The 25,433-nt window shown below is 34.0% G+C and carries 18 protein-coding genes and 1 other annotated feature (1 of these 19 only partly in view); of the genes, 5 read left to right on the top strand and 13 right to left on the bottom strand.

All coding sequences use genetic code 11. The annotated features are described in order from the left end of the window. Positions 1-212 (bottom strand) — a binding site (T-box leader) (it extends 58 nt beyond the left edge of the window). 87 nt (positions 213-299) lie between these two features. Further along, positions 300-1,418 (bottom strand): AI-2E family transporter, encoded by a 1,119-nt coding sequence (locus tag MHI00_RS02955; protein WP_332635290.1) that lies wholly within the window; start codon positions 1,416-1,418, stop codon positions 300-302. Between the two features lie 262 nt (positions 1,419-1,680). After that, positions 1,681-4,347: a cation-translocating P-type ATPase gene (locus tag MHI00_RS02950; RefSeq protein WP_010054583.1), complete on the bottom strand. Its 2,667-nt coding sequence runs from the start codon at positions 4,345-4,347 to the stop codon at positions 1,681-1,683. A 380-nt stretch (positions 4,348-4,727) separates the two neighbouring features. Here MHI00_RS02950 and MHI00_RS02945 point away from each other — a divergent pair, with 380 nt between their 5' ends. Continuing rightward, positions 4,728-5,189, top strand: a complete 462-nt coding sequence (locus MHI00_RS02945) for a DUF6884 domain-containing protein (RefSeq protein WP_056999976.1) — start codon at positions 4,728-4,730, stop codon at positions 5,187-5,189. Between the two features lie 123 nt (positions 5,190-5,312). Here the strand turns inward: MHI00_RS02945 and MHI00_RS02940 are convergent, their stop codons facing one another. Further along, on the bottom strand, positions 5,313-5,753 hold the full coding sequence (locus MHI00_RS02940; protein WP_010054581.1) for a DUF3955 domain-containing protein: 441 nt from the start codon (positions 5,751-5,753) through the stop codon (positions 5,313-5,315). A 545-nt stretch (positions 5,754-6,298) separates the two neighbouring features. On the opposite strand from MHI00_RS02940, the gene MHI00_RS02935 reads away from it, so the two are divergent. Further along, the gene (locus tag MHI00_RS02935) at positions 6,299-7,240 is read left to right on the top strand and encodes a peptide ABC transporter permease (protein WP_341110955.1); all 942 of its coding nucleotides are present in this window, start codon (positions 6,299-6,301) and stop codon (positions 7,238-7,240) included. Next, complete coding sequence (locus MHI00_RS02930) at positions 7,227-8,075, top strand: ABC transporter permease (RefSeq protein WP_341110953.1); 849 nt, start codon at positions 7,227-7,229, stop codon at positions 8,073-8,075. Before MHI00_RS02935 ends, MHI00_RS02930 begins: the two co-directional genes overlap by 14 nt. Positions 8,076-8,167: 92 nt before the next feature. On the opposite strand, the gene MHI00_RS02925 is transcribed toward MHI00_RS02930, so the two are convergent. The 3 genes from MHI00_RS02925 to licT form a co-directional block, all read right to left on the bottom strand. Beyond that, positions 8,168-8,854 carry a histidine phosphatase family protein gene (locus MHI00_RS02925; protein ID WP_010054577.1) on the bottom strand — a complete coding sequence of 229 codons (687 nt, stop codon included), beginning with the start codon at positions 8,852-8,854 and terminating at the stop codon, positions 8,168-8,170. Positions 8,855-8,944: 90 nt separating this feature from the next. Then, positions 8,945-10,828, bottom strand: coding sequence for a beta-glucoside-specific PTS transporter subunit IIABC (locus tag MHI00_RS02920; RefSeq protein WP_010054576.1), 1,884 nt, complete (start codon positions 10,826-10,828; stop codon positions 8,945-8,947). A 194-nt stretch (positions 10,829-11,022) separates the two neighbouring features. Continuing rightward, positions 11,023-11,856, bottom strand: coding sequence for a BglG family transcription antiterminator LicT (licT, locus tag MHI00_RS02915; protein WP_010054573.1), 834 nt, complete (start codon positions 11,854-11,856; stop codon positions 11,023-11,025). Between the two features lie 447 nt (positions 11,857-12,303). On the opposite strand from licT, the gene MHI00_RS02910 reads away from it, so the two are divergent. Beyond that, the gene (locus MHI00_RS02910) at positions 12,304-12,930 is read left to right on the top strand and encodes a type 1 glutamine amidotransferase family protein (RefSeq protein ID WP_332489876.1); all 627 of its coding nucleotides are present in this window, start codon (positions 12,304-12,306) and stop codon (positions 12,928-12,930) included. Between the two features lie 113 nt (positions 12,931-13,043). Here the strand turns inward: MHI00_RS02910 and abc-f are convergent, their stop codons facing one another. The 4 genes from abc-f to rlmN all read right to left on the bottom strand — a co-directional run bounded on the left by abc-f (position 13,044) and on the right by rlmN (position 18,808). Continuing rightward, on the bottom strand, positions 13,044-14,615 hold the full coding sequence (gene abc-f / locus MHI00_RS02905) for a ribosomal protection-like ABC-F family protein (RefSeq protein WP_341110948.1): 1,572 nt from the start codon (positions 14,613-14,615) through the stop codon (positions 13,044-13,046). Between the two features lie 324 nt (positions 14,616-14,939). After that, on the bottom strand, positions 14,940-16,331 hold the full coding sequence (gene dgt / locus MHI00_RS02900) for a dGTP triphosphohydrolase (protein WP_056999983.1): 1,392 nt from the start codon (positions 16,329-16,331) through the stop codon (positions 14,940-14,942). Positions 16,332-16,498: 167 nt separating this feature from the next. After that, entirely contained in the window at positions 16,499-17,620 is a 1,122-nt protein-coding gene (locus MHI00_RS02895; protein WP_341110945.1) for an alpha/beta hydrolase, read from the bottom strand. Positions 17,621-17,737: 117 nt separating this feature from the next. Continuing rightward, positions 17,738-18,808, bottom strand: coding sequence for a 23S rRNA (adenine(2503)-C(2))-methyltransferase RlmN (gene rlmN, locus MHI00_RS02890; RefSeq protein ID WP_341115050.1), 1,071 nt, complete (start codon positions 18,806-18,808; stop codon positions 17,738-17,740). 291 nt (positions 18,809-19,099) lie between these two features. Between rlmN and MHI00_RS02885 the strand changes: the two genes are divergently transcribed. Continuing rightward, complete coding sequence (locus tag MHI00_RS02885) at positions 19,100-21,733, top strand: cation-translocating P-type ATPase (RefSeq protein WP_056999986.1); 2,634 nt, start codon at positions 19,100-19,102, stop codon at positions 21,731-21,733. A 618-nt stretch (positions 21,734-22,351) separates the two neighbouring features. Here the strand turns inward: MHI00_RS02885 and MHI00_RS02880 are convergent. The 3 genes from MHI00_RS02880 to MHI00_RS02870 all read right to left on the bottom strand — a co-directional run bounded on the left by MHI00_RS02880 (position 22,352) and on the right by MHI00_RS02870 (position 25,375). Beyond that, complete coding sequence (locus MHI00_RS02880) at positions 22,352-24,268, bottom strand: ABC transporter permease (RefSeq protein ID WP_341110939.1); 1,917 nt, start codon at positions 24,266-24,268, stop codon at positions 22,352-22,354. Further along, positions 24,265-25,038, bottom strand: a complete 774-nt coding sequence (locus MHI00_RS02875) for an ABC transporter ATP-binding protein (RefSeq protein WP_341110937.1) — start codon at positions 25,036-25,038, stop codon at positions 24,265-24,267. Before MHI00_RS02875 ends, MHI00_RS02880 begins: the two co-directional genes overlap by 4 nt. 130 nt (positions 25,039-25,168) lie before the next feature. Further along, positions 25,169-25,375 carry a hypothetical protein gene (locus MHI00_RS02870; protein ID WP_135056790.1) on the bottom strand — a complete coding sequence of 69 codons (207 nt, stop codon included), beginning with the start codon at positions 25,373-25,375 and terminating at the stop codon, positions 25,169-25,171. Positions 25,376-25,433: the final 58 nt, after the last annotated feature.

Genomic DNA, 25,433 nt, shown 5'->3' with positions numbered 1-25,433 from the left:
GCCTTTACCTCTATCAGTACTTGGAAATTGCCATCCGTCATACTGTGGCACGCTAACGGGTGCTCCCGTAATAACCTAAAGTAGTTCACTACAGTTCAGTTATTCTCTGCTCGAAGGCCATTTTCAAACTTAATCCCCTTACTCACTTTCAGCATGCATGAGTTCTCTAATGAAGGTTTATTAAATTATACTTTCCTTGTCTTTGCATTTTAAATTTAATTATTTTCATTTAGTATAACTGCTTAAATTAAAATAATCAACCATTTTATCATTTCTTTATCATCTAAAACTCATTTAACTTATATTTCTTCAATTTCAGAGCGATTTAATTGCGGGATGCCTTTTTTATCATCCACAGCTCGATAAAGATGATGTAAAATAATTTTTATCACAGCATAAGCTGGTATTCCAATAATCATTCCAACTAAACCAGCTAAATTACCTGCCACTAGCAAGATAAAAATAATCGTTAACGGATGCATATCTAATGATTTCCCCATCACTAGTGGATAAACTAAATTAGATTCACCGATTTGAATGACAATAATAATCACAGCCACCAAAAGAGCCTCTAAAGGAGAACGAGTTAACGCAATCAAAATAGCTGGTGCAACACCTAACCAAGGCCCTAGATAAGGGATAATATCCATCACCCCAGCAATCACACCTAAAAGTAGTGCATAAGGCATGCCAATCACTAAATAACCAATAAAAGCGCAGGTTCCTACATATAAACAGACAAGCGCTTGACCACTAATAAAAGAAGCTAGAGTCGAATTAATATCAGAAATCAAATCCAAGACTCTTTGTTTATAACTTTTTGGAACAAAGCGGACAATCGCATTTGGTAATTTATCACCATCTTTAAACATATAAAATAAAACAATCGGAACCGTAACAATCACTAAGGTTACACTTGAGATAACCCCTATGATTGAAAATACGCTACTAGTAAAGCCATTCACTACTCCAGTAACTAATTTTGAGGTCGATAAATTTAAATCATTAATGTACTCTTGCATATCAATATTTTGTAATTCTGGACGTTTAGCGAGTAAATCCAATTGATTTTGCCCTTCTTTTAACATACTAGGAAAATTTTGAGCAAATTGTGAGACTTGATCAATTAGACTAGGAATAATTGTGACAACCAAAAATGACAGCAAAACAATCAACACAATAAAGATAAGTATAATCGCTAATGAGCGTTTAATTTTAAACCTTTCTAGTAAATGAACCAGCGGATTCATCATATAATATAAAAATCCAGCAACTAAAATTGGTGCAAATAACGTTGAAATTAAAATCCCAAATGGTTGAAAAAGAAAACCAATTTTGGTGCATACATATAACAGCGTTGCCAAGGTTAACAACTCAATTGACCAGAAAAAGAGCCTTGATTCTTTTAGTTTTCCCATAAACATTCCCCTTACTACTTAATAAAAATATCGTTGAGACGGTTAACTCTGGCAAGAAAATAGGAAAAATTGATAGGACATTTTTTCGTCCTCTCGAATTTTCATCTTTTTCTCGAGGAGTTGGCTCATAAGAGCTAGTCTAATAATCGATTTTTGTTGTCTAAAGTGTACCAAATCTATGAAGCTTGTACAACTGATACGAATAAAAAAAGCTGAGACATCTGTGTCTCAACTTTTTTTATTTAAAATGAATAGATTAATTTTAAGCAGCTTTGTATTTTGTTTTTCTCAAAACAAATTTAACACATTCTACAATTGGAATAATTGAGAATGCTGCAGCTACAACAACACCCCATTGGTGACTATCTAAATGAGCAACACCAAACACATCATTTAAACCAGGTACAACAATGGTTGCTGCCAATAAGACAAACGACAACACAATCGCATAATTGAAGGTTTTATTTTTAAAGATTCCAACCGTAAAGATTGATTGATGAATCGACTTCACATTAAATGCATGGAATAATTGAATCAAACCTAAAGTTGCAAAAGCCATTGTTTTAGCATCTAAATGCATTGCTACATCGTTGGCATGAACTGGATACGTAACGGCCCACCAATAAACAAACAAGGTAATTCCACCTTCTAATATCCCTTGGTAAATCACGCTACCTAAAACTCCATTAGAAAAGAAATTGGAATTTCGACCACGTGGTTTGCGCTTCATCACATCTTTTTCAGCAGGTTCTAAACCTAACGCAATCGCTGGGAACGTGTCTGTAACCAAGTTAATCCAAAGAATATGAACAGGAGCTAAGATAGACCAACCTAAAATAGTTGCGATAAATAACGTTAATACTTCTCCTAAGTTAGCCGCAAGTAAATATTGAATGGCTTTTTGAATATTTGAGAAAACTTTACGTCCCTCTTCAACTGCCACGACAATCGTTGAAAAGTTATCGTCCGCCAAGACCATATCACTGGCGCCTTTTGATACTTCTGTTCCAGTAATTCCCATCCCAATTCCAATATCGGCTGTTTTAAGTGCTGGAGCATCATTAACTCCATCCCCTGTCATCGCAACAATCTTACCAGCCTTTTGCCATGCTTTAACAATCCGAACCTTGTGCTCTGGCGAAACTCGAGCATAAACGGAATAATCCTTAACTTGTTTGGCAAAATCTTCATCTGAAATTTTATTTAAATCGGCTCCTGTAATTACAGCAGCATCATCACCCTCAGCGATGATTCCTAAACGAACTGCAATAGCTTCTGCCGTATCACGGTGATCACCAGTAATCATAATTGGACGAATACCAGCTTCTTTCGCTACTCGAACAGCCTCAGCTGCTTCTTTACGCTCTGGATCAATCATACCAATCATCCCTGCATAAATTAAATCTGTTTCAACTGTCTCTGTCGTTAATTTTTCTGGAACAGCATCAATAAATTTATATGCCATCGCCAAGACACGTAAAGCTTGTTTAGCTAAAGAATGATTCGTTGCTAAAATCGCTGCTCTTTCAGCTTCCGTCATCTCGATTACTTGGCCCGCTTTATCAATTTTCAGACAACGTTTTAATAGTTCATCAGGCGCGCCCTTAGTTGTCACTAAAAAGCGACCATCTGCTAATTTCTGAATCGTTGACATTAATTTACGTTCTGAATCAAAAGGAACTTCACCAACACGCGGTTCTTTCGCCAACTCAGCCTTCACATCTAACCCTTTATCTAAAGCATATTGAATCATAGCCGTTTCCGTTGGATCGCCAATTAAACTGCCATCGCTGGAAATTTGCGTATCATTACTAAACGTCATAATGCGCAACACTGGTTCAGTTAAATCTAATTGCTCCTTAGCATCTCTAACTTCACCATTATAATAAATTTTTTCAACTGTCATCTGATTTAATGTTAACGTACCCGTTTTATCTGAACAGATAATTTCTGTACTCCCTAATGTTTCAACAGCAGGTAATTTACGTACCAACGCCTTACGTTTCGCCATTTTTTGCGTTCCTAAAGCTAGGATAATTGTGACAATCGCTGGCAAACCTTCTGGAATGGCTGCAACTGCTAGTGAGATTGAAACCAATAGCATATCAAGCCATTCGCGTCCATTGGCCATACCAATCCCAAACATTACGACAGCAATCACTAAAATCGCAATCGTTAAATACTTTCCTAGTTGATTCAAGTTCTCTTGTAACGGCGTGATATTTTCATCCGTTGCTTGCAACATTCCAGCAATCTTTCCAACTTCTGTGTTCATACCGGTTCCAACAACAACACCAATACCACGTCCATAGGTCACATTACTGTTCATATAAGCCATATTTCTGCGATCGCCAATTCCAGCTTCCCCATCAGGTAAACTTAAACTTTTTTCAACAGGAACAGATTCACCAGTCAAAGCCGCTTCTTCAATTTTTAACGAAGCTACTTCAATTAAACGTAAATCAGCTGGAATCACATCTCCGGCTTCTAGTAACACAATATCACCAGGTACTAATTCATCACTCTTTAATGAAACAACATGATCATCACGTCTCACACGAGCTTCTGGCGAAGCCATTTCTTTTAAGGCATTAATCGCTTGTTCCGCCTTAGCTTCTTGAGCCACACCTAATATAGCATTAATAATAACAACAACAAGAATAATAACGGCATCAGCAATATCACCAAATGCGCCAGAAATTAAGGCTGCTGCCAGCAAAACAATAATCATAAAATCTTTAAATTGCTCAAGAAATTTAACAAATAGACTTTTCGTTTTTCCTTCATCTAATTGATTTTCGCCATATTCAGATAACCTTTTTTCTGCTTCAGAGCTAGTTAACCCTTTTAACGAGCTACCTAATTTCTCTAAAACCTGATCTGTTTCTTGCGTGTAAAAAGTTTCCTTTAGCTGTGCTTTTTTATCCACTATCCCGTCATCTCCACTTCATTATAATAGTAATCGATATTCCCATAAAAAAAGAGACTTATGCATACTCGTTTACTAAAAACGGCATGCATAAGTCTCACTATTTAAGACAACACCAGTAGAATGGATTTAAAAACTACTTGTTGGTGACGTTGCCACAGCAATCTGCTGCCAGTTACTCCCCTATGAGAATATTCGATTTGTTCCTTGTAAATGATTATATCCGTTTAACTAAAATAAAGCAAGTATAAGGTGTGAGAGGCGTTGGGGCTGCTCCTATTAAATTGGAAACATTTTAACGATAGATTCTGTGGTATACTAAATTTACTCTAGTATATAAATAAAGACTGTGCAAAATTCAACAGGAGGTTACATAATTTATGATCATTATACCTAGTGGGAAGCCTAAAATTTGGGATAAATCACCTGACATTGGTTCAATTTCAGCAAATCAAGCCTACACTGGTACCTTCCACAAACTTTGTCAGGCCTACGCTAAAGAGTTTGACTCTGATTACTTAATTTTATCGCCCTATTATGGTTTTTTAAAGCCTGATGACTTCATTTCTGAGACTTATGATGTTCGCTTTACATTAAAAGGCGTTAATCAAAACACAATCCAATTAGCCGAATTAAAAAAACAATGGCAGCAACTAAATCGCCCCGAGACTACTCTAACTATTTTAGGTGGAAAAAAGTTTCAAGCTTTACTTAGAGAAATAGTCGGGCCTACTCTACTATTAAATTTCCCTCTAGCTGAAGCTGGCGGAATCGGCATCATGCAAAAATTCTTAAAAGATGCAGTTGCAACTAAAACAGAGCTACCTATAATTAAGAAATGAGCATAATTCAACTGATTCTATAACTAAATACTTTAAAAATAAAACAACACGATAGAATCAAAAAAATGACCACTCCTTTTTGGAATGGTCATTTTCAATAGCAAGAATTAGCCTAAATAAAATTTATTTTTTTCTATTTTTTATTAGAGTTACAACAAAAATAATGATGCCAACTGCCACAAGTAAGTATCCCAAAGGCAATAAGACAAATGGTTCGTGTAAGACTCCATCTTTACCGACTTTTGCTCCAATAATAGATTTAGCAGTCAGGCTGAGTACCCCTAATAAAAAAAGAATAACGCTGACCATATTTATTTTAGCCTTTTTCACTTCACTAGAATCTTTTACTAATTTTTCCCTCATAATATCGTCTCCTAAAATAAGTTGATCAAGGGAAATATTAAATAATTTAGCAATACTGACAACCATTTCCAAATCAGGAATATTTCTATTGTTTTCCCAACTTGAAATAGTTTGTCTGGAAACATTTAATTGCTGAGCTAACTGTTCTTGAGTGAGCTGATTATCTGTTCGTATTTTTTTTATTTGTGCACTAAATTCCATATGATTCCCCTTGTCCTCTTATTTATAACTCCTATTTGATAGGAATGAAAGATTGTATCACTAGCAACCCTAAATCTTTAGGACTAGAGTACAAGCATTGAAAAATAGTTAAGCTCGTTGTGCAAGCAATGCTGTTTTACCAAGGTTTTCAGTTTGATTCAATGAATAAATCACAAAAAACAGAATGACTATTTAGTGTCTTATATTTTTAGAAAAAAACTGAACTTCACTATCCCTATATTATTTTTTCTGCCATTAAGCCATCCCTTTAATCAAATATAATTTTAGCATTTAAAAAATTTTTAATCAAATGGGTATTTTAAAAGATCAAATATTTATTCTTCAGCTACTATTTTAGATAATAAAAAGCTAGTTGAATCTCTGAAAAATAAAAATAGAACTGACTATTTTTAACGCTGAAATCAGCTCTATTTTTTATACTGAACGATTGACTATTACGACTCTTTCAACTATTGTAAGTTTAGATATAAAAAAGCTCATCAAACATTAGGTAGCTCGAAAAAATTAATTTAATGGAGGTTCAAATGAAAAAACATAAACTGAACTTAATCCTTTTACTTAGCTTCTTAGCCATCTGTTTACTCATAAGTTTTTTGTATGAACCCGTACTATCTAACTGGATGACAGTTAGAGTTCCAAGCTTAAAAAGTCAGGATGGAATTAGTTTCCCTCCTTATTCGCCAAATACGGTTAAGCCATTTGGAACAGATTTAGTTGGATTTACTCTGCTTTCTAAATTAATTCAGGGCTTTAAGTATACCTTTATCATTGTTTTTTTCTTAAGCCTCGCTCAACTAACTATCAGCTTTATCATTAGTTCTTTCACTTTTAAGTATCAAAAAAAACGTTGGGTTGGCTATGTACTTACTTATTTGGATAAACTATTAACCTTATTTCCGAAACCCTTTTTATTATTGCTCTTAATTATACCTATTTACTTCACTACTATTTTTAATACAGAACCTAACCCTAGTTCCAATCAAGTACTATTAATCAAACAACTAATCGTTCTACTGCTTATCAGCCTCCCTAATTTAATTCAATTATTTCATAATGAACTTATTTATTTATTTCAGACAGACTATGCAAAAGCAAGTCTCGTTTTAGGCAGTACTCCTCGTCGAATGATGTTAGTTGCTTTACGCCCGCAACTCACTATTCTAAGCTTTGCTTTATTTTTTAAAACTGTTACTCAAAATCTAGCTCTATTTGTTTATCTTGCCTATTTCAACTATTTTTTAGGTGGAACATTATTAATCGAACTGGACTTAGGTACCCAATATTACCTACCATTATCTAATGAATGGAGTGGGATTATTGGGCAAAATATTCAATATTTAGCTGTAACGCCTTGGACACTTTTAATTCCCATGGCTGCATACTGCCTATTTATTTTTATTGTTGCTCAGATTAATCAGAACTTAAAATCTATTCTAACAGGAGTTGAAGCCAATGAAATTATCTAAATCGTTGATTAAACAGTCCTTATACTCAATTTTGCTTATTCTTGGAGTAATTGCTTTGGTTTGTTATTTTTTAAATGCTAATCAACTTGATTCAAACTTTACTGTCTCTTTTCAACAAACGATTCAGCACCTACTCTCTTTTAGCTTTTGGCAACTATTCTTTCAAAATTATCAAACGGCTGGACAAAATTATACCTTACTATTAATCAGCAGTAGCTTGCTTTTTGTTGCACTATTTTTTATTAGTTATGCTTATTTCTATCGCTTTTTAAAACCAAAGCAGCTTCATTTTTTACAGAAATTTTTCGCTAACTTAGAAACATTGCCAGTTGTTACTTTGGTCTTATTTTTACAGTGGAGCTTTATTAGTTTACATAAAGCTACTGGCATTCGCCTATTAACAACTATCGGTACCCCAAGACAACCTATCTTTCTTGTTCCTTTTTTTATTCTCACTATTTTTCCCTGTATTTTCTTAATCAACTATCTGACACCTTATATTAAAGACGCTTATCATTCTAATTACTTTCTATTTGCTCGTTCATTAGGTTTTTCACATAGTCGACTCTTTGTTACTTATCTTTTACCAAATCTAATTCGTCCATTAAAATCAGTTATTGGTATTGTCTATCTGGAAATGGTTTCTGTCATGATTTTTATAGAACTACAATTTAATACTGGTGGTCTAATAACCAGTATTTATAGGACTTTATTAGATTTTCCGAGACCACCAGATGCCTATGTTTTTGTTTCGGCTTATTTAATCGTTCTTTTACTACCTTATGTAGTGCTCAAAACTGGGTTTACGTTCTTAACCCTTAGAAGAAGCACCTAAAAATACTAGTATCTAAATATGTTATAAAATAGATAGCTTTATCCTTATTACAAAAATAAAGTTTCTTTATCATAAGAGCAGAATATCTGCTCTTATTTCCAATAATCCATCGAGCCCATTTCTTTGACACTAAATTCTCCAGCCTCATAATAAAGCTTCGTAATACTAGCATTTTCAACACCAAAAATAGGAGTATCTTGCGTTAAACCTGCTGTTAATGCAACAATTGACATACCATGGCTAACAACAAAAACATTGCCGCCCCCATTTTGGTCAGCTTCTTCTGCTATTTCACTAAAGGCTTTTTTTAAGCGATTTTGTAATGTTGGAAAATCTTCAGCAATCCCTAAAGGATCAATTTCTGATACAGCATTCATCGTTTTCTTAAACCCTTCAACATTCATTTCAGCCATCATCTCTTCTGGCGTTTCTAAGCCCACATGTTGAGCCATTGCCGTCCACATATTCTCATCTGTATCACCTTCAAAATTACCAAAGCAAGCTTCCCTAATATCTTTTCGTTCTTTTAAGCGTAAATCTTTTCCCTTTTTATTTGCAGCTAAAACAATTTGGGCAGTTTCTCTAGCACGTCCTGAATCACTTGAATAAGCTGAAACAAAGTGATGGTCCGCTAATCCTCGACCTAATTTCTCTACTCCTTCGATGCCTGCCGGTGTTAAAGGCGTATCACTCCAGCCTTGCACACGTCCCATCGTGTTAAACCAAGTTTGTCCATGTCTAGCTAAATAAATAATTGTTGGTTGCTTTTCTCCACTCATATTAAAAACCCACCTTTTTATTTTTTGTAAGAAAAAGCACTTGCAAGTTGCAAGTGCTTTCTTGATACTTCTATCATAAACTTTTTGGCATTAGATTACAACTGTCATTAGATAATCTTTTGGCTCAACATCTTCTTTTTCAGTTGTTAAAACATCTAAGAAATCTTTCGAATTTGTAATAACAATTGGCGTCACAGTTGGAAAACCTGCTGCTTGAATTTTTTCGATATCAAAGCTGACTAAGGATTCACCAATTTTCACATGTTGACCTTGTTTTACATGGGTAGTAAATCCTTCACCATCTAATTGAACAGTATCCATACCGATGTGCATTAGAATTTCTGTTCCATCATCTGAAATAATTCCGATTGCATGTCCTGTTGGAAAAACAATAGTCACAATTCCATTAACTGGTGAAGTTAATTCACCAACACTTGGCTGAATCGCTAAGCCTTTACCTAATGCTCCTGATGCAAATGCTTCATCTTTGACTTCAGAAAGAGGAATAATTTGACCTTTTAATGGACTTTCAATTACTTCTTTTTCAATATACGTTCCTGCGTCTCCAGCTTGTGGTTCATCTTTTTTAGCAACAGGAATACTTGTATTGTCTTCAGGGACATCTTCAAAACCTAAAATATAAGTTAAGACAAAACCAATTACAAAGGCAATAATTGTACCAATAATAGCCATTGTAATACTTGACGATACATTTGGATCTGTACTAATAAAGCCTGGTAAACTTAACAAACTAACCAGTCCAAAAGTGAAGTTTTTAACCCCAGCAAATGCCACTACAGCACCACCGATTGCACCACCAATACAACCAGCAATAAATGGTTTTTTCAATTTTAAAGTAACACCGTAAACAGTTGGTTCAGTAATTCCGAATAAAGCTGTAATGGTTGAAGAACCTGCTAAAGCTTTCATTTTTGTATTTCTAGTTTTAAAGAAGACTGCAGCTGCTGCTCCACCTTGAGCTAGCACTGCTGGTAATAACATTGGAACCATTGTATCAAAACCAAATTCAGTTAAATTGGTCATCATAATTGGAACAAAGCCCCAGTGCATTCCAAAGATTACTAATACTTGCCAGAAACCACCCATAAATGCACCTGCGATAATTGGGCTAAAGTTGTAAATTCCGCTATAAACCATACCTAACCATGTTCCAAACAATCCGCCTAAAGGTCCAATTGCTAAAAATGTTACTGGAACCATAACTAGTAGTACACATAGTGGAACTAAAATAATTTTAACAAATTCTGGTATGAAAGAAGTAAAGAAGCGCTCTACATAACTTTGCAACCAAATTGCTAAGATAATTGGAATAACCGTTGATGCGTATGATGCTGCTGTAAACGGAATACCAAAGAATGTTAGACGTGCACCTTCTGCAATTGCGGCATTAAAGACTGGATGCATCAATGCTGCAGCAATCGCTACTGCGACATACGGATTTGTCTTAAATTTCTTAGCTGCTGTAAAGGCTAAGAAAATTGGTAGATAATTAAACACTCCATCTGCTGCTGCAAATAAAACCATATACGTACCTGATTCAGGTGTTAACCACTCCATCACAATTGCTAGCGCTAAGAACCCTTTTAGAACCCCCGCTCCTGCCATTGCACCTAGAAACGGCGTGAAAATTCCTGAAATAACATCAATTAAGGTACTAACTACGGAACCTTTTTCTTTAGACTCTTCTTTTCCACCAGTGTTTGTATCTAAACTAGTGATTGCCATTAATTCTTTATAGACTTCATTTACATGGCTTCCAATTACAACTTGATATTGTCCGCCACTTTCAACAACTGTAATCACTTCATCATGCGCTTCTAAACCTGCACGATTCGCTACACTTGAATCTTTTAATTTAAATCGTAACCGCGTTGCGCAGTGAACGACTGAGTTAATATTTTTTTCGCCACCTACTAATTCTAAGACATCTTGAGCAATTTGCTTGTTATCCATAATTCTCTCTCCCTGTTTGCTTATTATTTGTTTTTATTTTTATAGTGATACAACCAAATCAAGCCAACAGACTTAACATTTAAAATAAAAAACCTAAATTGATAGTATAAATCTAGTGCCTGATAGGTCTAGACTTTTACGATCAACTTAGGTTTTGCCTGCATCACCAGTAACAATCCAATTTTGTGATAGTATTAATTTTCTGTAACACGATGAATATGAATGGTTAAATAAACTTGTTCATCGATTGATAATTCTTTATGATGCGCTTTTTCCAAATACTCGTTAATTTTAATTGAACATTCAAACGCTTTTTTATACTTTAGTTGAACTTGCTCGAACAAAAAATCATCCCCGGTATTAGGAATTTCTTCATTTAACATTCGTTGTGCAAAATATTGTAAATGGGTGACAAACCGCGTATAGTTTAAAGAATTTTCATCGTAGACTAAACCGAAATGCAACCGGACAATATTTAATATGTCCTGCACGATATGAGTGATTTGGTAGGTTTTATTTAAATTATATCCCCCTTGTGAGGCGTTTACAATATGTAACGCAATCACAGCTGCCTCATCAATACTCAACTCAATGCCTAGTTTTTCCTTAACAATCTGAATCGCTTGAACGCCAATTTGATACTCTTTTTGGTAAAATTTCTTAATTTCCCAAATTAGCGGGTTCTTTATTTCTAGCCCCTCTTTTGTGCGAGTAATGGCAAAATGAATATGATCCGTTAAGGTTAAATAAATATTATTGCTTAGTTTATTGTCAATTTTTTCTTGGGCTATCTTGATAATTTCATTTGTAACTTCAATTTCTTCAGGCGGGATTTCACCAAACAGCTCTGCTAATTGATTGGTTATTTCCTTACCTTCCATTACAAAAGTCTTCTCAATATAAGTTGGATCAATCTCATCCCCCACCTTTTTCTTAAAGGCGAGACCACGTCCCATAACAACCATTTCTTCTTGATGTTCGGTCAAGGTTAAAACGACATTATTATTCAATATTTTTTCAATTATCAAACTTAACTCCCCCCGATTCATCTAAAAAAGAAAAACCTAAACTCATTCCAAACTCACGTATACAAATACTAGCGTGATTTCGAATCAATTTAGGTTTTGCCTGCTGTTGCAGTAACAATCCTTCTCAATTACAAACTAACTATATCATGGAAGTTTATTTTTCGCAACCGGTTTCTTATTAATTTTTTTACTGCTATTTAAGAGTTTGAACAAGATAAGACAAATCATAAGTTGTTTACTGGTTTTTCCTTTTTATAGAAGAAGTACGAACAGATCGCTATAATTTAAGTCCGTAGATTTTAACTGATTTAGTCACACGAGCCTTTATTTGCTTGCTTTTTAAAATTAATTAAAACCCAATCGTCATTTCTGACTAGAATACTGACATACAGCTGTCACCATTCTACTGGTAAACTAGTTTTAAATAAGAAAGAAGGTTGAATTGTAATGAAAAAAATTATTTATGTTTATCTTTTAGATACTATGGCTGACTGGGAGCTCTCATATGTTCTTTCTGCTATTAATATGCGAGGAATGCAAAATAAAATCTCACATAAATATACGATTAAAACAGTTGGATATACCAAAGATTCAATTCAAACAATGGGCGGTTTGACGGTCACGCCAGATTGTTCTATTGCTGAAATTGATTCAAACCAAATGGCGGCACTTTTACTTCCTGGAGCAAACACTTGGGATGCCCCTCAGCACCAAGCGCTTCTAAAAGAGGTTCCTGATTATTTAGAACAAGGAATCTTAGTTGCAGCTATCTGCGGGGCAACTCTAGCACTAGCTAATTTAGCTGTTTTAGATACTCGTAAACATACGAGTTCCGCCCTTGAATTTTTGACTGGCTTTTCACCAACCTACCAAGGACAAGCTCTGTATCAGCAAGCACTTTCTATGACGGATAATAATCTGATTACAGCTAGCCCTGCTGGTGCTTTACTTTTCGCTAAACAAATTTTAACTGCTCTCGCTGTTTTCCCAACTCCAATGATTGAAGCTTGGTACAACTACTATCTAACTGGTGAGGTAGATTATTATATGGAGTTAGTTGCGTTATCCAACTAATAAAAAAAGAGAAAAGCCAAAACTAAAATGACTTAGTTTTGGCTTTTCTTGCTTTATGAGTTATAACTAGATTTTCTTACATATTCACTACAAGTCTATGATCCTCAATTCTATTACTTTAATTTTTGAGTTAACTCTTGGTATTCTTTTTCTAGTTCAAGTACATTATCTTTCTTACTTGGCATAGAAATTCTTCCTAATAAAGCAGATAAGCGGTTTTCAATAAGCATTTTTTCTTCCGAAGTTAATAAAGTTGCTCCGGCATCCTGCACTAATTCTGGACTAACTTCCAACGTTTCTGGTTCCCACATTTTTATTTTTTTATCACTTATCTGCCAATAATGTGTCGCTATATTTTCAACAAATTGCGAATCATGAGAAACAAATAAAATGGTTCCTTCATAAGATTTCAAAGCCGATTCAACTGCCTCGATTGAAGCCAAATCTAAATAATTTGTTGGTTCATCAAAGATTAATACATTAGCGGAACTAACCAATAATTTAGCCATAGAAACTTTATTTTTCTCACCACCGCTAATTACCGCAACCTTCTTGTAAACAGCTTGCCCTTTGAACAACAACCGAGCCAATAGCATCCTAACAAAATCCTCTTCATGAATACTCTCTTTCATGACATTTCCTAAAATACTCTGTGATTCATCTAAGCCATCTAGCTTTTGGCTAAAATAACCTATCTCAACATTTTTAGCTTGCTGGATGTGTTTATCTTGCTCAATAATCATTTTGATTAATGTTGTTTTCCCAACTCCATTTGCTCCAATCAGAGCCGTTCTAGAATGGTTATATAAAGTAAATTCAGCATTTTCTAGTAGTTGTTTCGTGCTAAAACCTTTCGATACTTTGGAGCCAGATAACACGATTTTTTGGTGAATCTCACGTCCCTTATCCAGCTTAATTTTAATCGGTGCCAGTTCAATAGGTTTTGTTTTCACATCAAGGTGCTGGAGTCTTTGCTCCACATTCTTTACATTTTCACCAAGTTTCTTTTTAGCACGTTGATCGCCCATCTTATGAAGTCTTGCTTCAGAGTTTCCCATACGACTTGGCGCTTTTTTCACTTTGGCCGCACGTTTTTCTGTTGCCTCGGCCACTTTCTTTAGTCGACGTTTTTCTTTTTCATAAGTTATATATTCACTTTCTACAGTCATTTTTTCAATTTCTTTTTGTTCACGATACGCATCGTAATTCCCAGAATAAAAATGAACGACGCCATTTTCAAGTTCGACTATTTTTGTACAAACAGCATTCAGAAACGCACGATCATGAGAAACAATTAAGGCTCCACCTGCAAAATGTTTCAATCTTTTTTCTAAATAAGCTCGCCCATCTTGATCTAAATGGCTGGTAGGTTCATCAGCGAAAAGTAAACCTGTCTCCATTTGAAAAGCTTCTTGAATTCGTTGCTTCGTTTCTTCACCACCACTTAAGGATGTTGTTTCTTGATTTTCTGGTAGTTGTTCAATAAATCCAATCGGGCTATTAATTACAACACTACCAGTATCAGCTTCTTCTTTACCTGCTAAAATAGTTAGTAATGTTGTTTTCCCGGTTCCATTTAAACCGACAATTCCAATGCGCTCTCCTGGATAAATAATCCACTTAGGAATTTCAAATAGGACTTTCTCACCAATTGCTTTTTTTATATTTGTTGCTTCGATTAGCATAAAAAAACCTCCTTCAATATCTGAAGAAGATTGAATTTCAGTATGTAAAAATAGACCTATCCCTAAATTAGGAATTGGGTATTATGACATTCTTGAAATAGAATCCACTTTCAGATTAGTTTTACGCAATTCTAAAGAAACCGTCCCTATAATAGGTTCGTCGTTATTTTTAGAATTCAGTTAACTAAAATCGTGAATACTTATTTCATGTCCTTAATACCTGTACCTCTCTTAGAATGGTCTTACAAGAACTATAATAAATCATCCTGCTGAAAATTTCAAGGAAAAGATAAAAGGCTAAGAAATTTCTCAGCCTTTTATAAATTAATCAATCCCATTTAGCTCTCGATATAAATCACGAGCATAGCTATCTGTCATACCGGAAATGTAATCGGTTACCATTAAAATTCGATGGTATAACTTCTCTTCCTCTGAAAGCTCATTTCCTCTATCTTTACAGTGTTGATAAGTTTTTTTACTACTATTAGAAATTAAACTCATCAATTTTTTATCTGTACTATCTAAGTCCTTAATCACATCATATTTTATTGCTGCTGGTACAAAATGATCCAGCAACCATGTAATGACTGTATTACCAGATAATTCTAGTTTTAAAATTTGGCTGTCATTAAAAACACATTCATAGCTTACTTTTTTTAAAATTTTAATCATTTCTCCATGATGTGTATCGTGGAATAAATCCTTATGAAGGTAATTTCCTTCCATAATGGATTTATAGTCTTTTCCAAAGCGAAAAGCAGCAGAATAAATTAAAGATGCCTGTACATTCATTAGCCATTGATGAATTTCAGATAACTCATCTATTGGATTTTCTAATGCTTTTTCAAGCTGTGAAATATCTTCTTTTATATTAACCTTACTTTTTTCAGTATGTTGTTTCAAGACTTTTAAAAAATGAACGCCACTAAATACCTTCTTTTTCAAAGCATCTTCAATGTCTGCTGCCACATAGGCAATATCATCTGCCGCTTCTAAAATATAGGTCAATGGATGACGTTTACCTTTTGCACCAGTTGCTTTTGTTATAATTTCATATAAATCAGCTTCACTATGAAAATAACCAATTTTTTTAAATTCATTTCCAATTCCCATTTCTTCTGATGAGACAGGGTATTTGACCAAGGTATTCAGTAAGGGCATAGACAAATCCAGACCATTTTTATTATCTGTATAGGTCAAACGATTCACGACCCTTAATGCCTGAGCATTTCCATCAAAATTAACAAAATCTTTTTGATATTTTTCTTCTAATTCAATTCCATTAATATTTAACTTATCCTTATTTTTATAAAACCATTCTTGAATACTTTTTTCACCATAATGACCAAAAGGCGGATTGCCAATATCATGAATAAGCCCTGCTGACATCACAATATCCGCCATCATTTCCAACTCATCTTCGGTTACTTTAAACCGATCTTTCCTTTCTTCTTTTAAAGCATAACTTCCAAATTTTTGAACAATTAATTTTCCAATATAGGAAACTTCTAAAGAATGAGTTAGGCGAGTTCGGATAAAGTCATTCTTCTCCAAAGGAAATACTTGTGTTTTATCTTGTAAGCGCCTAAAAGACTGATTCGTAATAATTTTTAAGTAATCCATTTCAAACTCTGATTGAATCCCTGAAATCCGAATAAAATCATTCCCGACCTTTTTTTTCACTAATAACTTACTCCATTCCATTTGTTCTACCACCTGCATCAACTCCTAATTGCAATTTTAAATAACTATCATAATTAATTATATCATACCATTCCTATTTCGACATTATTAATTTGTTATTATGTATTAAATAGTTAGTTAAACTCCAACTATAACTAATCCCCCAAAGCAATTTGTGCTCTGGGGGAATTAAATTCTCTTTAGAAGATAGATTCTTTAAACGTTTTGACAATTTCATTAGCACAATCTTCTGCTTGTGGATAAAGACCAATTTTATCGATAAATGCATGGAACATTCCTTCATAACAAATTGTTTTCACTTTGACTCCTACTGTTTCCAACTTTCTACCATAATCCAAAGCAAAAGGACGAAGATAATCATAGCTTGCAACAACAATCAGAGTTGGTGGCATCTTTTCTAGCTCTGCTTTTGAAGCATGTCCCGGTGAAAGTAAGGGTGAATGAACATCTAGTTCGCCTGCATAAACGGTACGAATCATTTCATGGGACGCTGCCATTCCAACAAAACCGGGAGCTAATTTGGCGCTTAATGCTGGATTCGCCCCAAACTTCTCAATCGGCCATTGTTTAGCAGCTAACGTTTCTTCATCCAAATATATGGCTGGATAGAGCAAAGCCTGAAAGGCAATCAAATTATTTTCTTGTTGGCGATCCAAATAAGAACAGACTGCAGCTAAATTCCCGCCGGCACTATCCCCAGCCACTGCGATTTGATTTGGATTTATGCCTAATTCACTGGCACACTCATGGGCCCATTTTACTACAGCGTAACACTCATCACTAGCAACTGGAGCTTGAAATTCTGGAGCAAGTCGATACTCGACATTTAGAACAATACCTTCTAATTGTTCAGCCACCACCTTACAAAAATTTTCAGTTACTTGGCTAGTTCCGCCCACAAAACCTCCGCCATGGAAAAATATAATAGTAGGTTTGGTTTTATTTATAGCGCCTGATCGGTAAATACGAATGGGGATTTCACCGTGTGTTCCATTAATTTTTTGAACTTTCGTTTCAATCCCTTCACTTATATCTACATTGGAAGAACCCATTGTTTGACGCATAATTAATGCAAATTGGCGTGCAACTTCGCTATCTGAAAAATCAGGCATGATTGCAGTTGCTTGATCAATAGTTTCATTCGTTCCTGTTTTAGATTCTTTCATTTGGTCCTGAATCACAATCGGGTCAATTTCTCCGGGAATAAAATCAGGATTGTGTTTATTTATAACTTGAATACCATCTTCTACTGACACTGCTTGTTGTGTCTTTAATGCCTTAACAATTTCATTTAATTCCATTAAATTCAACTCCCAAACTTGTAGTTAGTTTAGTTTATCACCTTTTCACTATATTTGTAAGCGAGAACAAAACTATGCAAAAAAAGACCTAGGAAATTCATCCTAAGCCCTTGATCATTATGCTTCTGTTGATTCTTTCTTCATTTGCTTGCTACGTAATTGACCACAAGCTGCATCAATATCGCTGCCTTGTTCTTTACGAACTACTGAATTGATTCCTTTTTTCTTAAGTGTATCGTGAAATGCCAACACATCCGCTTTTTTACTACGGCTATATTGATCATGTTCTGAGACAGCATTATAAGGAATTAGATTCACGTAAGCTAAATGGCGCTTATCAGCTAGCAATTTTGCTAACTCCAAAGCTTGTTCTTTTTGATCATTTACGCCACGTAACATAATGTATTCAAAAGTAATTCGACGATTGGTTTTCTCTAAATAATAATCCACAGCATCCATTAATTTCTCAATTGGGAAATTACGATTAATGCGCATAATGCTTGTGCGAATTTCATTGTTAGGCGCATGTAATGAGATTGCTAAATTAACTTGCAAGCCATTTTCAGCAAATTCTTTAATTTTAGGTGCTAAACCACTTGTTGAAACGGTAATATGACGTGCCCCGATTGATAACCCTTTTTCATTGTTCACGATTCGTAAGAAACTCATGACATTATCGTAATTATCAAATGGTTCGCCAATTCCCATTACCACAATATGACTCACTCGATGGCCAGTCTCTTTCTCATCGAGATACTGTTGCACTTGCATAATCTGAGCGACAATTTCGCCAGCTGTTAAATCACGTTGTTTTTTGAGTAAACCACTAGCACAGAATGTACAGCCAATATTACAGCCAACTTGAGTTGTAACGCAGACAGATAAACCATACTCATGGCGCATTAAAACTGTCTCAATCAGTAACCCATCGTGCAATTCAAATAAATACTTAATCGTTCCATCATTTGATTCTTGCACAACCTTCTGAATTAAAGGTTGAACAATAAAGTTTTCTTCTAATAATTGAATCAATTCTTTTGATAAGTTCGTCATTTTTGCGAAAGAAGTAACACGTTTTACATAAAGCCAGTCCCATACTTGAGTAGCGCGAAAAGCTTTTTGGCCATTTTCTACGAACCATTCAGTTAACTCATCATTTTTCAAACCATAAATAGATGGTTTCATTATATTTTACCCTCACTTTTTTGTTTAAGCTTCGTTACACATATCACAATGGATAGTCTTTAATAATATATACTAAAAAGCGGATGAGAGCAATCATTACTACTAGATTCTAATCACTAATTTAAACTTTGTTCATATTTTGCTAACTTTATATGCAAAAAAAACTTCTATAGTGTAGGGAAAATTTCTTGTAAATTAGTTATTTTTTTGTTACACTTAAAAAGCAAGCAATCACTTGCTTGCAAAAAAAGCGAGCTTAAATAGAACAAAAATCATATTAAAGGAGAGTAATGCATGGATTTCAAAACAAAAAAAAGAAACGACTTACTTGAGCTGTTGAAAACTGATGAGAATAGCGGTTTAACAGATAATCAGGTTGAAAAAGCTAGAGAAACATATGGCTATAACCAGTTTAACGAAGAGGAAAAAGAATCTCTTTTCACCAAAATTATGCATCAACTAAAAGAAATAACAACAATAATACTCTTGTTCGCTGCTGCTATTTCCCTATATTTAACGATTACCATCCACCCAGATGATTTTGCAGAACCTCTTGTCATCATTTCTATCGTTATTTTAAACATCTTTTTGAGTATCAGACAAGAAAGTAATGCTGAAAAAGCCCTAGACTCATTAAAAAGTTTAAATGCACCTCGAGCAAATGTTATTCGTGAAGGTCAAACTGAAGAAATCGATGCACATGAGCTCGTACCTGGCGATATTATTTTACTTGAAACTGGAGAAATGATTCCAGCTGATGCCCGCATTTTAACAAGTAGTGGCTTAAAAGTTGAAGAATCAGCTTTAACTGGAGAAAGTGTTCCTGTTGATAAAGATCCCGAAATGGATATTCCTGCTGATGCGCCACTGGGGGATCAATTTAATATGGTCTTCTCAGGCTGTTTAATTACAAATGGTCGAGCAAAAGCTGTTGTTGTTGCAACTGGTATGGAAACTGAAATGGGTAAAATTGCTGGTTTGTTAAATAGTACGAAAAAAGCAACGACACCACTTCAAATGCGTTTACATGAACTAGGTAAAAAATTAAGTCTAATTGCTTTGTTAGCTGGTGCTTTAATTTTTGTAATCGGCTATTTACAAGGCGAAACAATGGCAGAAATATTAATGACAGCCGTATCGTTAGCTGTTGCTGCAGTACCTGAAACACTTCCGGTTATCGTGACAATCACGCTAGCTTATGGCGTCCAAAATATGGTGAAGCGCAATGCCATCATTCGAAATATCCCATCGGTTGAAACACTTGGTAGTGCCTCGGTTATTTGTTCAGATAAAACTGGAACCTTAACACAAAATAAAATGACGATTAAAGAATTATGGGCAGTCAATCACCAACCAATTAAAGCTAAGGATGACTATAATGAAGACGAAGAACAATTATTAAGACTTCTAAGTTTAGCTAACAATGCCACAATTGAAGATCGTGATGGTTCTGAAAAACAATCAGGTGATCCAACAGAAACAGCGATTATCCGCCTTTTACAAGAACGTGGTCAAGAAAAAACTGAGTTGGAACAAAAATATCCTCGGGTTCATGAAATTCCTTTTGACTCAGAACGAAAACTGATGACGACGGTTCACGAATTGGATGATGGATTTATTTCAATTACAAAGGGAGCATTTGATCGTATCCCTGTTGATTTTAGCAGTCAGATTGGCGAAGAAGCTATTAAGGTCCATGACGAATTTGCAGAAAAAGCCCTGCGTGTTATTGCTGTTGGGTATAAAAAATACGACACCTTACCAGAAGATTTAACACCTGAAGAATTAGAAAGTGGTATTACTTTCGCTGGTATTATCGGTATGATTGATCCTCCTCGTGAAGAGAGTCAAGAAGCCGTTCGAGCGGCTAAGTCAGCGGGAATTAAAACCGTAATGATTACTGGGGATCATATTGTGACTGCCAGTGCTATTGCTAAAGAAATTGGGATTTTAGAAGAGGGAGACAAAGCCATTACAGGTGCCGAACTTGCTAAGCTTTCTGATGATGAACTACAAGCTACTGTTCGCGATTACGCTGTTTATGCTCGTGTCTCTCCTGAAGATAAAATTAAAATTGTCAAAGCATGGCAAGCAAATGGTGAAGTCGTTGCCATGACTGGCGATGGGGTTAACGATGCTCCTGCATTGAAGGCTGCTGATGTTGGAACGGCGATGGGAATTGCTGGTACAGACGTCTCAAAAAATGCAGCTGATATGGTCTTAACTGATGATAATTTTGCGACGATTGTTCATGCTGTTGAAGAAGGTCGACGCGTCTATGAAAATATTCGTAAAGCAGTCTACTTCTTATTAAGCTGTAATGTATCCGAGATTTTCATCATGCTAATTGCTGTTAGTATGGGTTGGGGTGTTCCAGTTATCTCTGTTCAATTGCTTTTAATTAACGTTGTTGCCGATGGAATTCCAGGCTTTAGTTTAAGTAAAGAAAAAGCCGATGCTGATATTATGGAACAAAAACCGACACCTAAAAATGCAAGTATCTTTAGTGGTGGGTTGTTACAAAAAATTGGGGTTCAAGCTGTAATTTTCACAATTATTACCCTAATTGGTTTCTATGTCGGATCATTTATTGATATTAACGGAACGATTACCGCTAGTCATGATGTCGGTCAAACAATGGCCTTTATCATTCTTGGTTGGTCATCTGTTATTCATATTTTCAATGCTCGTAGCAAAGAATCTATTTTCAAAATTGGCTTTATGTCAAATCCATTGTTATTCTGGTCAGCACTTTTCTCAATTGCAATTGTTTTATTCGTTGCGATTGTACCACCAGTAGCAAGTATTTTTTCACTAGTTCAACTAAGTGGAGCTCACTGGTTATTAGCAACTGGATTGTCAATCATTCCATTGGTTGTTATTGAAATCCAAAAAGCTGTCTTACGCAAAATGGGACGTAGCTTCTAATTAAATAAGCATATAACTAAGCCTTGTTGAACGAATTCTATTAAAAGAATTCGTTACTATAACGAGGTACATTCTCCTATTGATTGCATATAATCATACTACTAATAGAATTGAAATTGAAAACAAGAGACAAATTCCATTTAAATATTTTTACTAGCAATCAAAACCTTGAATTAATAGTGGTCAAAAGAAGTCAGCAATTTATAAGTTGCTGACTTCTTTTTTTTAGTACTTTTTATTATGACGCACTTTAATCTCCAGTTGATACTCCGAAGTGATTACATCAAATTTATCGCGTATATTCTCAGAAAACAATTAGTTCTGTTCATTAGTAGCTACAAATACTATGTTACTCTGAAAAAAATAGTTATAAATAAAATAAAAAACATCCCTATTAAAGCTTTTTTCAACATATTAAAATCCTCATTCTCTTTTTTTCTACATTACCTGGACATTTTTCATCAGCCAATTATCTAATAAAAGAGTTACTAAAAAACAATCTGAATAACTACGTATTTAGTTAGAATCCAAAAATTTTGATGATCCTGCTAGTAAAACATAGTAAAGATATCAGCATTAATAAAGTACTTTAAAAAATTTCTTTTATTATATTACGACCTATCTTTCAAGAGGTTTGATAATGGCTATTTTTTTGTAACGATTTACGGTAACTACAAAGTAGAAATAAAAAATCAAAATATAGGCAAGAATTACAATTATGAGCGGCCAATAATGACGGATATTTGTTCCTGAAGACAAATAATTAGCTAAAATCATTAAGACACAATGTAATATTCCAATAAATAAAGGGATAAAAAAGATAATTCTCAGTTGTTTTGAAATAATAATTTTTATTTTAGCTTCGTCCATACCTAGTTTATTCATTAGATTAAACTGATTTATTTGGCTATAGGCCTCGTTTGATTGTTTAAAATATAAGATTGATCCTGTTGCAAAAACAAATACAAAACTAACAAAAAAACTGACAAATAAAAATAATCCCCCTGAAGTTGCTGCTTCATATCTCACTAAAGTTGATGACGTTAAATGGATTGATACTAAACTGCCATTCTTATCTTCGTTAGCCAATAAAATCAGTTGTTTTGCAAGACTAACAGAGTCTGTGTTTGCTTTCAAATCGATCATAGTATATTTATTTACATTGAAATTGGTTAACTTTTTTACAACATCATCACGAACTATGAATAAGTTTTTCTTTGGATTGAATGGTTTTAAAGTTGAAAACTCTTTAATTTGATTTAGTCCTAATTGTTTTCTACTAGAGGATTGTTCAAAGTCTTGAGTCAACTCTTTTTTTGAGGTTTGTTCATTCGAAATAATGGCATAGGTTTCGCCTTCACCAAGCTTTATATCGGAACTAGGTTGTCCCTCTTTTTCTAATAATTGTTCGTATTCTCCTATTGATAAATATTCACTATCATCTTGCCAAAAAGTTCGAACTGTTTTGCTAAAATAAAGATTTCCTTTTGGAATTGCTTCTATTATTTTTGTATCTAATTCTTGAGTTGAATTTGTTAATTGATAGGATGCTGGTATAAGATTTACTGAATTTTTATTAATAGATAAATATAAAGTGCTCGAAAAAGCAACTGCCAACAATGTTCCAGTAATCAATAATGACACCAATGACATTAGATTAATTTGTGATTTTAGATTAAAACGTAAATTTGATAAAGCTATCATATTATTGTTGTTGTAGTATATTTCTTTATTTTCTGATAACTTTCTAATAATAAAAGGTAAGAACATTTTTATTACTAAATAAGTACCTAAAACCAATAAAGTTGCAATGAGAACTGAGCCCAATAGTGTTGAGGCTTTTATTCCCAAATAATTAAAAAGATTAATTTTAGAATTAGGAAGCAACAGCTGAATATAAGTAATGACAATTAAGACAAGTCCTACTATACCAAGAATTCCACTTTCTTTACCTAAATGCTGTATTTTTTTTTCTTCCTTAAGTAGTGCAATAAGAGAATGACGATAAACTATTTTATAGTTACTAATGACATTAAAAACCATTACAATAAGAAATAATAAACTAGTTAAAATCATCCCTGTCCAACTTATTGAAAAACTATTTTCCAAATTTATTTGTGTAATTTTTAAAAATAGATCAATAATAAATTTTGAAAAAAATGCACTAATTAAAAGTCCACTTATTAATGAGATCGCTCCTAGAATAATGGTTTCTAAGGCTAATAGATTTCCCATTTGAAACTTTTTTATTCCAATTAGTGTGTAAATGCCAATTTCTTTCTTTCTTTTTTTGTTCATTAAAGCTGACATGTAACCATTAAAAATAACCACAAAAAGGATTAATATGATACCAGCAATTGATAAGGAAACATAAAAAATAAGTCCATTTTCAATAGCATCTTGCACATTTCGATTCAAAATCAATGAAATAAAAGTATATACAATTACCGTGGTTACAATTTGAGATAATATAAAAAGGAGGTAGTCCTTTAAATTTTTACGAACATTATTTAAAGCTAATCCAAAAAAACTCACGAAACCTCACCACCTACTCGTTCAATTTCTTCCAAGATTTCCTTTAGAAACTCTCCTTTTGTTAAATTTGAACGGCTTAATTCTCGAATTATTATTCCATCACTAATAAAGAGAATACGTTGGCAATAGCTAGCTGCAACAGCATCATGAGTAACCATTACAATAGTCGCCTCTTCATTTTTGTTTAAGCCATCAAGCAATTGAAGTAACTTGCTAGCTGACTTTGAATCTAACGCTCCTGTCGGCTCATCTGCAAATATTAAGGCTGGATTTGTGATAACAGCTCGAGCTGCAGCAACTCTTTGTCTTTGTCCTCCTGATAAATCTAATGGATACATGCTTTCTAATTCAAAAATATCAAATATTTGAGTAATTTTTTTGAATCGCTCTTCTATTTTCATTGTTTTGCTCAAACTTTTTTTCATTCCTAATGTTAAAGGTAAAATAATATTCTCCTTAACAGTTAATGTATCTAATAAATTGTAATCTTGAAATATGAATCCTAATTCGTTACGTCTAAAATCCGCAAGTTCTTTCTCATTAAATGAAGCTAATAGTTTATTATTAATTTTTACAGAACCTTTAGTGGGAGTATCGATTGTTGACAAGATATTTAAGAATGTTGACTTTCCTGCCCCAGATGCTCCCATTATTCCAACAAACTCACCTTTAAGTATTTCAATATCAATTCCATTAATTGCTTTAATGACATTATTTCCCAACTCGAATGATTTAATTAATCCTTTTGCTCTTAAAATAGAATCCCTCACAAAAAATCCCCCATATTTCCACACATTTCTATCTATCTTCACATTCTTATTTGTACTCAACTATATTCTTTACATCTATTAAAAAATCTCAGAAATAAATCAAATTATAAGCAGTAGAATCTCTACATTTTTATCCTTTGGCGCATAGTACTTCTGACATATATTCTACTAATTTGACTTCTTTTACTTGTGCAAAACTAGATTTAACAAAATCTCTTACCCATTCCTCTGGTAATCCCATTGGAAAAATTAATTCTTTTTTTATAACTCTTCCATCTAGTGTTATAAATTCTACATAATATAAAGTGCTGTCTACCCAATAATCTTCAATTAACATTTCTTTATCCTCCAGTCCATAATACATCCATTCTAAAAAAGAAATGATACTACTATCT

The organism is Carnobacterium sp. FSL E2-0243 (assembly GCF_038003605.1).
GTDB classification, from domain to species: domain Bacteria; phylum Bacillota; class Bacilli; order Lactobacillales; family Carnobacteriaceae; genus Carnobacterium; species Carnobacterium maltaromaticum.
This window is presented reverse-complemented; position numbering and strand designations above follow the sequence as displayed.